This is a genomic window from Planktothrix serta PCC 8927 (assembly GCF_900010725.2).
GTDB lineage: Bacteria > Cyanobacteriota > Cyanobacteriia > Cyanobacteriales > Microcoleaceae > Planktothrix > Planktothrix serta.
In genome coordinates, this window is the sequence record NZ_LR734844.1 from 1 (window position 1) to 12,464 (window position 12,464).

The 12,464-nt window shown below is 42.5% G+C and carries 17 protein-coding genes, 1 tRNA gene and 1 other annotated feature; of the genes, 9 read left to right on the plus strand and 9 right to left on the minus strand.

From position 1 onward, the window contains the following. Positions 1–162 precede the first annotated feature (162 nt). The 8 genes from rplL to rplS all read right to left on the minus strand — a co-directional run bounded on the left by rplL (position 163) and on the right by rplS (position 4,506). Positions 163–552, minus strand: coding sequence for a 50S ribosomal protein L7/L12 (rplL, locus tag PL8927_RS05065; protein ID WP_083618277.1), 390 nt, complete (start codon positions 550–552; stop codon positions 163–165). Positions 553–617: 65 nt separating this feature from the next. After that, positions 618–1,166 (minus strand): 50S ribosomal protein L10, encoded by a 549-nt coding sequence (gene rplJ, locus PL8927_RS05070; protein ID WP_083618278.1) that lies wholly within the window; start codon positions 1,164–1,166, stop codon positions 618–620. Between the two features lie 104 nt (positions 1,167–1,270). After that, positions 1,271–1,459, minus strand: a sequence feature (ribosomal protein L10 leader region). 56 nt (positions 1,460–1,515) lie between these two features. Continuing rightward, positions 1,516–2,232 (minus strand): 50S ribosomal protein L1, encoded by a 717-nt coding sequence (gene rplA / locus PL8927_RS05075; protein ID WP_083618279.1) that lies wholly within the window; start codon positions 2,230–2,232, stop codon positions 1,516–1,518. 189 nt (positions 2,233–2,421) lie between these two features. Continuing rightward, positions 2,422–2,847, minus strand: a complete 426-nt coding sequence (rplK, locus tag PL8927_RS05080; RefSeq protein ID WP_083618280.1) for a 50S ribosomal protein L11 — start codon at positions 2,845–2,847, stop codon at positions 2,422–2,424. Between the two features lie 3 nt (positions 2,848–2,850). After that, entirely contained in the window at positions 2,851–3,525 is a 675-nt protein-coding gene (gene nusG / locus PL8927_RS05085; RefSeq protein WP_083618281.1) for a transcription termination/antitermination protein NusG, read from the minus strand. After that, the gene (secE, locus tag PL8927_RS05090) at positions 3,522–3,752 is read right to left on the minus strand and encodes a preprotein translocase subunit SecE (protein ID WP_083618282.1); all 231 of its coding nucleotides are present in this window, start codon (positions 3,750–3,752) and stop codon (positions 3,522–3,524) included. Before secE ends, nusG begins: the two co-directional genes overlap by 4 nt. Positions 3,753–3,932: 180 nt before the next feature. Further along, positions 3,933–4,005 (minus strand) — tRNA-Trp (locus PL8927_RS05095). A 114-nt stretch (positions 4,006–4,119) separates the two neighbouring features. Continuing rightward, positions 4,120–4,506 carry a 50S ribosomal protein L19 gene (gene rplS, locus PL8927_RS05100; protein WP_083618283.1) on the minus strand — a complete coding sequence of 129 codons (387 nt, stop codon included), beginning with the start codon at positions 4,504–4,506 and terminating at the stop codon, positions 4,120–4,122. Between the two features lie 133 nt (positions 4,507–4,639). On the opposite strand from rplS, the gene PL8927_RS05105 reads away from it, so the two are divergent. The 3 genes from PL8927_RS05105 to PL8927_RS05115 all read left to right on the plus strand — a co-directional run bounded on the left by PL8927_RS05105 (position 4,640) and on the right by PL8927_RS05115 (position 8,188). Then, positions 4,640–5,911, plus strand: a complete 1,272-nt coding sequence (locus tag PL8927_RS05105) for an inorganic phosphate transporter (protein WP_231505917.1) — start codon at positions 4,640–4,642, stop codon at positions 5,909–5,911. Continuing rightward, positions 5,908–6,087, plus strand: a complete 180-nt coding sequence (locus PL8927_RS29085) for a transposase (RefSeq protein WP_407947374.1) — start codon at positions 5,908–5,910, stop codon at positions 6,085–6,087. Before PL8927_RS05105 ends, PL8927_RS29085 begins: the two co-directional genes overlap by 4 nt. Before the next feature lie 385 nt (positions 6,088–6,472). After that, positions 6,473–8,188: an EamA family transporter gene (locus PL8927_RS05115; protein WP_083618284.1), complete on the plus strand. Its 1,716-nt coding sequence runs from the start codon at positions 6,473–6,475 to the stop codon at positions 8,186–8,188. A 45-nt stretch (positions 8,189–8,233) separates the two neighbouring features. On the opposite strand, the gene PL8927_RS05120 is transcribed toward PL8927_RS05115, so the two are convergent. Continuing rightward, the gene (locus tag PL8927_RS05120; protein WP_083618286.1) at positions 8,234–9,121 is read right to left on the minus strand and encodes a LysR family transcriptional regulator; all 888 of its coding nucleotides are present in this window, start codon (positions 9,119–9,121) and stop codon (positions 8,234–8,236) included. A gap of 182 nt (positions 9,122–9,303) precedes the next feature. Between PL8927_RS05120 and PL8927_RS05125 the strand changes: the two genes are divergently transcribed. From PL8927_RS05125 to PL8927_RS28805, 6 genes are all read left to right on the plus strand, one after another. Then, on the plus strand, positions 9,304–9,810 hold the full coding sequence (locus tag PL8927_RS05125) for a type IV pilin-like G/H family protein (RefSeq protein ID WP_083618288.1): 507 nt from the start codon (positions 9,304–9,306) through the stop codon (positions 9,808–9,810). 93 nt (positions 9,811–9,903) lie between these two features. Continuing rightward, positions 9,904–10,365, plus strand: a complete 462-nt coding sequence (locus PL8927_RS05130; protein WP_197047324.1) for a type IV pilin-like G/H family protein — start codon at positions 9,904–9,906, stop codon at positions 10,363–10,365. 97 nt (positions 10,366–10,462) lie between these two features. Continuing rightward, positions 10,463–11,218, plus strand: a complete 756-nt coding sequence (gene cobA, locus PL8927_RS05135; RefSeq protein ID WP_083618293.1) for a uroporphyrinogen-III C-methyltransferase — start codon at positions 10,463–10,465, stop codon at positions 11,216–11,218. 172 nt (positions 11,219–11,390) lie between these two features. Next, positions 11,391–11,690 (plus strand): hypothetical protein, encoded by a 300-nt coding sequence (locus PL8927_RS05140; protein WP_083618296.1) that lies wholly within the window; start codon positions 11,391–11,393, stop codon positions 11,688–11,690. Beyond that, on the plus strand, positions 11,690–12,139 hold the full coding sequence (locus tag PL8927_RS05145) for a PIN domain-containing protein (RefSeq protein WP_083618299.1): 450 nt from the start codon (positions 11,690–11,692) through the stop codon (positions 12,137–12,139). Before PL8927_RS05140 ends, PL8927_RS05145 begins: the two co-directional genes overlap by 1 nt. Positions 12,140–12,319: 180 nt before the next feature. Beyond that, positions 12,320–12,451 (plus strand): hypothetical protein, encoded by a 132-nt coding sequence (locus PL8927_RS28805; RefSeq protein ID WP_269322005.1) that lies wholly within the window; start codon positions 12,320–12,322, stop codon positions 12,449–12,451. The last annotated feature ends 13 nt before the right edge of the window (positions 12,452–12,464 follow it).

Consider the following 12,464-nt stretch of genomic DNA (forward strand, 5'->3'; position numbering starts at 1 on the left):
CCCTGTTCCCTGTTCCCTGTTCCCTGTTCCCTGTTCCCTGTTCCCTGTTCCCTGTTCCCTGTTCCCTGTTCCCTACTATAATTCAATATAAAAAACCTGATTTCTGAATCAGAAACCAGGTGAGGAATGAACTAAAAAAACTAAAATTAAGCCCCGTTAAAATTATTTAATGGAAACTTTAGCGCCAGCTTCTTCCAGTTTTTTCTTAGTAGCTTCAGCGTCATCTTTGTTAGTCCCTTCTTTGACAGCTTTAGGAACTGCTTCCACTAAATCTTTAGCTTCTTTCAGACCTAAACCTGTCAGTTCACGCACCACTTTCAGAATAGTGATTTTTTTGTCAGCCGGATATTCTTCCAGGATGACATCAAATTCAGTTTTTTCTTCAACTTCTTCCGCAGGCGCGGCTCCACCCGGAGCCGCCATCATGAAACCACCCACAGGAGCCGCCGCACTCACACCGAAGGCTTCTTCGATTTGTTTGACTAATTCAGAGGCTTCTAACAGAGTTAAAGACTTCAGTTGTTCCAGAATTTGATCAGTAGTTGCAGACATTTGTTAAACTCCTAGACAATGTAACGGTTTGTGTTTGAGACTCGTTGCCAAAGCAATCCGAGAAACTATGCAGCTTCGTCGTTTGAGCCATCTTGATCTTTTTCCACATAGGCATTGAGTGCCCGCGCCAAAGACCCAGGAACTTCGTTGATGCCCACGGCCAGTTTGGTCGCCACACCATTGATAGCACCCGCAATTTGAGCCATAAGTTGCTCTTTGGAGGGTAAATCTCCTAATGCTTTAATGTCACTGTCACTCAGCAGACGCCCTTCCATGACCCCACCGCGAACTTCCGTTTTCTTGGAAGCTTTTTGGAAGGCTTGGTAGGCTTTAATAGCGCTGCCAAAATCTTCTTTGACTAATAAAAAAGCATTAGAACCCTTCAGTAATTCATTCAGAGGCTCCCAATTGCTTTGACCTTCAATCGCAATTCGCATTAAGGTGTTTTTTGTCACCTTGCAAACACTACCTGAAGGCCGAAGCTGTTGCCGTAAATTGGTGATTTCCGCAACGGACAAGCCGTTGTAGTCAATCACAATCGCCAGTTGTGAGTCTTTGAGTGTTTCTTTGAGTTCGGCAACAATTTCTTGTTTATTTTCTAGGGTTCTTCCCATTCTTGTTGAAACTCCGTGTGACATTGCCGTTCATCTTTACCCCTCGAAAGAGATAAGATAACTTGCAATGGTTGACTCCTGACCCGATTAATTAAACAGCAGCGATTTCGCCATAAAAAACCCCGGTTTTTTCACCGAGGTTAAGACTTAAAACTCAAACATTAACTCTAAAGACAGACTGAATAAATTAGGTCTGTAACCTTATCCTGATTGTTTAGTTTTAAACTTGTTTAGCCTCGGCAGGACATTAAGCGTTTTGCCCCTGCTGTCTGCGGTAAGTTAGTCGTTTATTGGTTTAAATACGCAATTTTTAATCATTGCATATTTTGTTGGATTTGTCAACCCCCAATTAAACTACATCTGCAATTTTCAGTTCTCGCAGTGCTGTTATATCCACTTCAATCGCTGGCCCCATTGTGGCGGTGATAAATACACTGCGCCAATACCGACCTTTAGCCCCAGAGGGACGGTTGCGGTCAATACATTCTTGCAGAGCCGATAAGTTCACCAACAAATCCTCGGCGGCGAAAGCTGTTTTGCCAAACATAACGTGAACGATCCCGGTACGATCTGCCCGGAATTCTAACTTCCCGGCTTTAAATTCTGCGATCGCTTGTGTCACATCCGTCGTCACCGTTCCGCCTTTGGGTGAAGGCATTAAGCCTTTAGGCCCCAGCAACCGCCCCAATTTTGCCACTTGAGGCATCATATCCGGGGTAGCAATTAAGCAATCAAAATCCAGCATTCCTTTCTGGATATCATTAATTAAATCTTCAGAGCCAACGATATCAGCCCCAGCAGCTTGAGCTTCGGTGACTTTTTCCCCTTTAGCCAATACCGCAACTCGCACCACTTGACCGGTGCCTTTGGGTAAGCTCACCGTTGTCCGCAGTTGTTGATCCGTATATTTAGGGTCAATCCCTAAACGAATATGGGCTTCGGCTGATTCAGGAAACTTAGCTGTAGCGGTTTCCTTCAACAGATTAATCGCCTCTAAAGGTTCGTAAGGTCGTTCTTCAACCTTTTTTCTGAGTTCTTGTAATCGACGGGATTCTTTTCTTGCCATTCTATCTATATCTCCTGGGGTGGTTAACGAAGATCTACTTCTCCCCCACTAAAGGGTTAACTTAAATCTCCTGGCATCAGCAGGAATTCAAGGATCAGTCATTGAGGCTCAAATACAGTTTGTTGACAATCAGCCCTTAGTCTAACCGGATCGGTTTATCCTTGGCCTGGATCTCAAACTAAATCAGCCTCAATCAACAACGGTGACTCCCATATTCCGGGCAGTTCCCGCCACAATTTTCATCGCGGCTTCGACATCATTTGCGTTCAGGTCGGGCATTTTAGTTTCTGCAATTTCGCGTAACTGAGCTTGCGTAATTTTGCCCACTTTCTTGCGGTTGGGTTCCCCTGAACCTCTTTCAATTCCGGCGGCTTTGCGAATTAACACTGAAGCCGGAGGCGTTTTGAGGATAAAGGTGAAACTGCGGTCTTCAAAAACCGAAATTTCCACCGGAACCACAAGACCTGCTTTATCTGCGGTTTTGGCGTTATATTCTTTACAAAACGCCATAATATTCACCCCGTGTTGACCCAAAGCTGGGCCAATTGGGGGCGCAGGGTTGGCTTTGCCCGCAGTAATTGCCAACTTAATAACTGCTACAACTTTCTTTGCCATTCCTTAGCCTTGTTTTTCAACCTGATTAAACTCTAATTCTACTGGGGTATCTCGTCCAAAAATTGAAAGTAAAGCTTTGAGCTTACTTCGTTCTGGACTGACTTCAATCACATCCCCTTCAAAGTCTTTAAACGGCCCTGAAAGCACAATGATATGATCCCCAACGGCCATTGCTGCCTTGACAATGGGTTCCTGTTGTTGCGCTTGTCTGAAGATTCGCTCCACTTCGGCATGGCTCAATGGTAGAGGTTTAACGTGACCTCGACCCCGACCCGAATGCCGTTTTTGTTCCGCCCCAACGAAGTTAATTACGTGTGGCGTGTTCTTGACCACCTGCCAAGCTTCATCGTCAATTTCCCAGCGATTGAGTTCGTTATTCCATTTCAGCCTCATCTGAATGAGGACATAACCTGGAAACACTTTCTCCTCACCATGTTGACGACTGCCATCTTTTCGCAGTTTAATCATTGGGGTGTGGGGAATTTCCACCTTCAAAATTCGATCCGCAACATCCAGGGTTTGTACCCGTTGCTCCAGGTTCGCTTTGACTCGTTTCTCACAGCCAGAAGCCACCTGAACAGCATACCAACGACGCTCTCCCGGTGAAAAGTCCTGGGAAAGTTCGCTTGCATCTGCCATGAGGTCTGAATGTTGTGATTCGTCCGATGTAAAAGTCATCCGAAGATTTGCCCCGACGCCCAACGAAGGAAGTTGTCTGCTAAATAGATCAAGGTAGCCGAGAGCGTGACCATCAACAATACGCCCGCCGACTCACTCAATAGTTGCTGTCGGCTTGGCCAGACCACTTTGTCCAATTCCTCTTTTGTTTCTTTGAGGAAGGTAGAAGCGTTAAAGCCAGAAGTTGTTTCTTTAACTCCAACTTCTTCTTTCTTGTTGACCACCATGAACTCCCCTTGCGATCTTACGGTATCTGATCCTGATCTTAGCTGAAAGAGGGTAATACATCCGCCCAAACTTCTTAAACTATCACACTGAATGCCCCAAAACAATGTTCCTTAATGTTGCTTTTCGGAACAATGCCCAGACGTAAGATTTCCTTTCGTCTGGGCATTGGAGGTATCCAGCGCGCCCTGGAGGACTTGAACCCCCGACATCAGGTTTTGGAGACCTGCGTTCTACCAACTGAACTAAGAGCGCATAGCGGAGTGGCTGATCTTTTACCGTATCTAGCTTAACACAACTTGCAGACTTTAGTTAAAATTTTTTCCGAAAGTCACCCGGGGAATCATGGATTTTCGGGTGGGGGCCAATTTATAGGCTCCGATCAAAGCGTTGTTTAACGCGAGTGGCTTTACCGATGCGATCGCGCAGATAGTAGAGTTTTGCCCGACGGACTTTACCGCGACGCAGAACTTTAATACTGGCAATTCTAGGAGAATGAATTAAGAAGACTCTCTCAACACCCACGCCTTGAAAAATCTTCCGCACGGTGATCGTGGCATTAATACTGCCATGACGTTTGGCAATTACAACTCCTTCGTAGGGCTGAATCCGTTCTTTACCGCCTTCTTGAATTTTGACTCCAACTTTCACCGTATCCCCGACATAAATCTCAGGGAGATCGGATCTATTCAGTTGTTGTCGGAGGTTTTCAATTTCTGCCGTTTCAATAAAACGGATAATTTCTCCCGCCTTCATGATGATTTCCCAAAACTCACAAGCCCCTATTATAGATCGAAACGGATTGCAAAATCTATCAGTAATCAGTCAACAGCTAACCGTCAACCGTCAATCGTCAACCGTCAACCATTTTAGAATGTTAAACCTTTCAATGGATTCAATTGTGCCGATTGTCCTGTTATGCGGGTTAGCCTTCTATGTCGCCTGTAATTTAGGGGCTAATGATGTGGCGAACTCAATGGGGACATCGGTGGGTTCCAAAGCACTGACGCTCAAACAAGCGATTATCGTAGCCGGGATTTTAGAATTTACCGGGGCGGTATTATTTGGAGAACGAGTCTCTAAAACCTTAGCAACGGGGGTTGTCAATCCCGAAGTCTTTCTCTCCATACCCAGGGTATTTGTGATTGGGATGGTATCGGTATTGATTTCCGCCGGACTGTGGTTACAAATTGCTACCCGTTACGGATTACCCGTGTCTTCGTCCCATGCGGTGGTCGGTGCGATCGCTGGATTTAGTTCTATCGCCGCCGGACTCAACGCCGTAGACTGGCGCACCATTGGTGTGATTTCCCTAACTTGGTTAATCACGCCCTTGATCAGTGGCCTAATTGCGGCTTTATTCTACACGCTGATCAAACGTTGGATTTTAGACCAACCCGATCCCCATCGCCAAATTCGAGAATGGATTCCTTGGTTGAGTAGTTTCTTAATCGGAATTTTTGGGGTAATTGTCTTCCCGATTTTGAGTGTTCCGTTACAGAAAACCTTAACCCAATGGGGTTGGACGCTACCCGTTCATGATATTCCTTTAGGGATTGGGGGAATAGCTGCGGTGAGTTTAACTTGGATCAGTTGGCGACAATTAGAGCAACAACAGAATTCTTCTATTTCTAATTCCACACCCGAAAAATTCCCAGGGATAGAAAAACAAATGGCACAATTTCAGGTAATTAGCGCCTGTTTTGTTGCTTTTGCTCACGGGTCAAATGATGTGGGGAATACGATCGCGCCCTTAGCTGCAATTTTAACGGTGATCAAAACAGGTTCAGTTCCTTTAGCCGATATTGAAATCCCCACTTGGCTTTTACTCTTAGGGGGGAGTGGGATTGTAACCGGATTAGCCATCTGGGGCAAAAACGTGATTATGACAGTAGGAGAAAATATTATTTCTCTGGTTCCCAGTGAAGGATTCTGTGCAGAATTAGCAACCGCAACAACAGTATTATTAGCCTCCCGTTTAGGATTACCTGTTTCCACCTCCCATGCTTTAGTTGGGGGTGTAGTCGGAATTGGACTGGTGCAGGGCGGAAAGTCTGTGCGTTTGGATACCGTGCGTTCAATTGCCTTAGCTTGGGTGATCACAGTTCCCAGTGCTGCCCTTCTCAGTGCTATTCTGTTCAAGATTTTGAACTGGATTTGAACGACCGTGATTTTAATCCTCGTGATAGTAAATCGACAGAGAAATCTAAAAGAATTGTCGCTAAGGTTCATGAGAAAATAGCCAACTCCCGCCAAGATTTCTTACATAAATTATCAAGAAAATTGGTCAACGAAAGCGTAGAGACCTGCCATGGCGCGTCTGTAAGCTTTCGTTGAAAACCTCAACTTTAAGGGAATGGTTAAGAATCGAAAGCTGTCCCAATCAATATCTGATGTGGGATGGGGAAAATTTGTTAACTTTATTGATTACAATCAGAATATTAAATCAAGGCGGAGGGAACCCCGTTTTTGCCGATGGAGGCTGTGTAAGACCACTTACTTTTCAAGTCAGGGCATCGGTCTGTGAATTCGGAAGCCTACACCAACCCGATTAGGGCGGTGTCGGTAGTTCACTTGAGGTTTTTGGGGATAACCCTCCCCCAGTCCGCCATTTTTCCCGTTGTGCCTTTATCGGAGTCAGATTGTGAAACCCGGACACAGGCAGCGTTGGTATGAGTGGCGGTATAGCTGAATCAGCAGATCAATAAGAGGTTAATCACGAATGGGGACACAGGACAATCAACCGCCACCCTTTGGATCGGGAGAAACCAGAACACCAGCAGAAGAAATCCTCAGTTCGGTGATCCAGGAGTTAGAAACATTCCATCACCAAATGAAGGAACAAATGTCTCAGGACATTCAACGACTGCAACAGGATAAGGTTCGCCTAATTGAGGATATTGAAAGTCTGCAAACGGAATATCGGCGACTGCAATCTCAGCAGTTCCAAACGCTGTCCGATCGGATTCCTCCTAATCCAGCTTGGCTGAAACAACTGACCCAAATTGTTGCTCGTAATGTCGAACAAGCTTTAATCCTACGGATCAATCAAATTAAAGCAGCCAGCGATCCACCTTTGTTGGCGACTGATCCCAGTGGACTGGTTCCCCTGTCCGATGTCGGCAATGAAAACTTGAATAGTCGAGAGTTGGAAGCGGTTTTGGAAACAAGCCTTAACCATACATTCCAATCGTTACAGCAGGAATTAAATCACTACCAAAGTGACCTGTCTCGACGCTTGAATAATATGCAAACTCTGGAACAGCAAGTAGAAGCTTTGCTGGAAACCATTGTTGCTCGTTTGCAAGAACAGACGGTCGCGCCCTTTATTCGAGGAGATCACGACCGACCGGAACTACCGAGTGGACGTCCTGAAGCACTGCCCCCGGCTAAGGCTGCATTAACTAAGCAGCCGGAATCTGTTCCTTCTGGGCCAAAGCCATCTTCTCCGGTACAACTTGGTCTATTTTTGGCGTTACTCTCGGCGGTATCCCTATCGTTGTTTAACGTTTGTCTGAAAATTATCCTCAAAGGGCCACAACCCCGTGAAATCTTTGGTCTATTTTCACTAGAAGGAATTATTTCTCCGGGGATTGGAAATTCCTTATTAATTTTGTTACTCCGCATGATTGTGGTCATGGGACTGATGCCGATTGTGGCGTCGTTCCTGTATCCTCCGGTGTGGACGGATCTTAGACGTTTTCTCCAGTCCGGTGATCGTCGCTTAATGCTGACGGTAATTGGCAGTGGATTTTTCTTATTTGTATCTCAAGTCGCTATCTATGTGGCGATTGGTGAAATCCCAACGGGAATTGCGATTACGATTTTCTTTATTTATCCCATTGTCACGGTGCTGGCCTCTTGGGGTTTATTTGGAGATAAACCGACGTTCATCCGAGTGATTGCCATGATTACGATTTTGGCTGGAGGTATTCTCTGTTTACCTGCCCGAAATCCTAATATTGCGATGGGAAATGTACAGGTGGGGGTGATCGCTGCTATTTGTGCAGGTGTTGCGTTTGCAGGTTATGTACTGTTGACACAGGTAGCGGCTGGAAAACTGCATCCGATTCCGTTTAGCTTGGTGAATTTTGCGGCCATCTTTGTCTTTTCTGCCGTGAGTTTAATGGTAATACCCGATAGCTTAGGGATTAGTATTGAACCCGGAGTTTGGAATGGTTTAATCATCGGGGGTGTTGTTTTAGGGGTTCTCACCTTATCCAGTTATTTGTTAAACAATTTTGCCATTCGCTCGGCGGGAGCTTCCTTAGCCTCGATTATCGGGACGACGGGGCCAGCGTTAACGGCGTTGTTTGCCTTTTGGATTATTGGTGAATCGATTAAACAGCAACAAATTTATGGGATGGCTTTAGTGATTTTGGGGGTGGGAGCCATGAGTGTTGAACGCATGATGGCCCCGAAACGTAAAGCCAGCTAGATGTTGACGGTTAACGGTCAACCGTCAACCGTCAACCGTCAACCGTCAACCGTCCTCTTGGCGTGAAAATACTCCTGTTCCTCTTAAGACATCGAGAAAGGCGAAGACGGCGGGGACATGAAAGCCATTTGACCAGATGGCAGCACCGATGACTCGTTCTAGGGGAACAGGTAAGGCTCTAACTTGGACTTGGGGAGGAATGGGTAAGGCAGCTAAACGGGGTAAAATTGCGGCCCCTAATCCCTGAGCAACCATACTAACAATCGTTGAATCTTCTTTAATTTGATAGGCGACTTTTAACGATTGTCCCCATTTTGCCCAATGTTCGCGCACTGCTGAGGTACATTCGGCATAATTGAATAAAATGAAAGAGTAGGTCGAGAGTTCTTCCCAGGTTAAGGTTTTGGGAATTTGACCGAGGGAGTTAGGAACCAAAACCACATATTCATCTCTAGCAATTTCCCAGGTTTCAAATTCTTCAGAACGGGGTAAGGGAATTAACCCAATATCGACTTGACCTGTGCGTAAGGTTTGTTCAACCCCTAACGGGTCAGTTTCGGTAATGGTGATTTCCACATCGGGAAAACGGTTGCGAAACTGGGCAACTTTTGAGGGGAGGATGTGGGTGGCTGCACTGCGGAAGGACGCAACTCGAATTTTTCCTCGATGTAAACCTTTTTCTAAATTGACTTCATAATCGATTTTTTCACGCAGTTCTAAGATTTTAAGCGCGTGTAGCATTACCCGTTCTCCAATTAGGGTGGAACGTGCGCCAAACCGTCCTCGCAATAGTAAGGGGACTCCGAGTTCATCTTCTAAAGCTGCGATCGCTCGACTGACGGCGGATTGAGATATATTTAAACTCAATGCGGCTTCTGAAAAGCTTCCTTGTTCTGCTACTGCTAATAAAATTTCCAGTTGGTCAATATTCATTTTCGTTAAGCTATTAGCTATTCACCCCCAGACTTCAGTTGTTCTACAAACGTTGAGTTAACTTTAATAAACTAAGTTATATTATAGTAAATTTTTATCCATTTTTAACTTATAACCGTTATATTAAATTCAGCATCATTGATTAAAAATTGCTATTTTTTATTCAACCTATACTCACAAATATGTCAAAATTTACTTTTTTAAATTCTCAAGCAAAATGGATATATTTATCTTTTTTAAGTCTATTATTGCTCCTAGTTACCCTGGGTTATTTTCATTTTGACAATAAAATTCGTAGAGGTCAACAAGCACAAGGGAGATCAATTTTAAAGAGTTTAATTAAAAATCAAAATCAACAATTTAGAAAATATGGTAAATTCACCCCTAACTTAGAAAACTTATATCGAGGGACTTCAACCGGGATCGGAACCTATCAATTTAAAATGACGGTAGAATCGGATCGAGTATTTTTTGAAGCGATTCCTATGATTTGGCGACGGGTGAGTTACTCTGGAGCGATCTTTAAAATTAATCACAATCCATCGGTTATCCTGGTGGGAGGAATTTGTAAAAGTCCTCGCTCCTCCTTTACGGCTCCAACTCCCATTGAACCGCCTTTCCCAAACTTTTATCAAGTTCGCTGTCCCCTTGATTCTGAATTAATTGAATCGATGAAGTTTCTCAAATAAAATTTAGAAAATAGCTAGAAACTTAACTCAATATTAATGTTTACATCTAACTTGTTTTCAATTAAAAATTTAAAAAAGATAGGTCAAACTTGTTTGCCAATCTTAATCTGTTTTGTACTATTTGCCTTAATTACTTTTCCTTCCTTTGATGCTAGAGTTCGCAACATAAAACAACTTGAAGCAAAAGAAATTTTATTGGCTCTCATTAAAAACCAAAATTATCAGTTAAAGCATTATAATAAGTTTACCCCTAAATTAGATAATTTATATCGAGGAATTGCTCAGGGAACCCGTAACTATCAATATAAAATGAACGTGCGATCGGAGCAAGTATTATTTGAAGTTTCCGCAAACCTTCCTCGGATTAAAAGTTATTCCGGTGCATTATTTATCGTTAAAATACAAGGCTCTATGGTGCGGGTCGGCGGAATTTGCCAAAGCAATGATCTAACCTCTATTCCTCCCACTCCGATTCTACCTCCCTCCCCAGGTTCTAAAGAAATTCGTTGTCCTGCGGGTTCTCAATTGATCGAAGCCATGCAGTTTATCGATTAAAATGAGTGAAACATGACAATATTGGTACAGTTTCGTAACATACTGTTAATTTGTTTTGATCCCTGTTCCAACGAACTAAGATTTGAGTCAAGTAACTATGAATCAACCTCAACAATATTTAGGTAAAGTCTATCTGGTCGGTGCTGGGCCAGGAGATCCAGGCTTATTAACGGTTAAAGGAAAAACTTTATTAGAATTAGCAGATGTCGTGATTTATGATGCGTTAGTTAGTCCTCAAATTTTAGATTTAATTAACCCTAACGCTGAAAAAATTCATGCGGGAAAACGGCGAGGACGACACTCCTTATTACAAGAAGAAACGACTCAATTATTAATTGAAAAAGTTAAAACTAATGCCATTGTAGTCCGACTAAAAGGAGGAGATCCGTTTATTTTTGGTCGCGGTGGGGAAGAAATGCAAGATTTAATTCAAGCGGGTATTTCTGTGGAAGTTGTACCGGGAATTACTTCAGGAATTGCGGCGCCAGCTTATGCGGGAATTCCTTTAACCCATCGAGATCATAGTTCTTCTGTTACCTTTGTAACGGGTCATGAAACCGCAGGAAAATATCGACCTGTAGTGAATTGGGAAGCGATCGCGCAAGGTTCAGAAACCATTGTAATTTATATGGGAGTTCACAATTTACCCTATATTATTCAACAGTTAACCCAGGCTGGACAATCCCCCCAGACTCCGATAGCGTTAATTCGCTGGGGAACACGACCGGATCAAGAAGAGTTAATTGCCACTTTAGAAACGATTGTTCAAAAAGTAGCAGAAACGGGTTTTGAAGCCCCTGCGATCGCTGTTATTGGTTCGGTTGTCAATTTTAAATCTCGTTTAAATTTGTAGAAGGAAATTATGTTAATGAGTAACATCTGTTGTGATTATTTTCCTACTCCCTGCTATACTTGAGCTATTACTCCTATGGCAATAAAGTAGTATAATTTTAGGAATAAGTCTAAAAAGATCGCTTTTTATGAAGTTACCTTAGACTAAATTTGAAAAATCGAGGTAAATAATGATGGATAATTACAAGATTACAGCAACAAAACAACGGCTTGATTTATTAACAGAAATTGAACAAACACCTGAAGAATATATACCTGAGCTATTAAATTTTGTACGTTTATTTCGTCAAAGTTTGCTGACAAAACAAATCTCTATTAATGCTTGGAATAATGCTATTAATCAAATTAATAATAGTAGCCAAGATCAAGAAAAAATTAAACAATTATTTGAGTCTTGGGCTGAATTAGATGATGAAAATGAACAAAAAGAAACTTTAAAAATTATTGAATCTTTAGAGGATGTTTCAATTTAATGAGTAAAGTTATTTTATTAGATTCTGCACCAGTGGGATTAATTACTAATCCCAAAGCAACACCTTTAGCGGTACAATGTCAACAATGGTTTTTAAGTCTTATTCAAAGAGGTTATCAAGTCATTTTACCCGAAATTATAGATTATGAAATTAGACGAGAATTATTAAGAGCGAATAAACTTTCAGGGATCAGAAAATTAGATCAATTAAAATTAGAAATTATTTATCTTCCTATTACCACAGAAGTCATGTTAAAAGCCTCAGAATTATGGGCTGAAGCGAGAAAAAAAGGTAAACCAACCTCTGATAATAAAGCCTTAGATGGTGATGTTATTTTAGCATCACAAGCTATTTTAGTCGCTAATTTAGGGCATGAGGTGATTGTTGCAACAACTAATAAAAAGCATTTATCTTTATTTGTTGACGCTAGGGAATGGCAAGAAATTTAATTAAAAATGCTATTTGCACAATCCTTCGATTAAAAAATTTACAATTAATGCTGATAATAAATGATAATAAAGTTATCAACTGTTCTTCTGTAATTAAAATTTGTCCCTCCATAAATAACATAACTAAACCATGAACAATTGACCAACAAGCTAATGTTTAGAAGGGAAGGAATTTTAACTATGTTTTCCCCAATTCCCCTAACTCCGGTCTTCCTCAATCCCGATGATTCTCAAGATTGGAATACTTCACAGGATTCTGGACAGGATGATTATACAGATGTCAACACACCCCATAACTATCTCAATGAATAAAACCAGTTTTAAA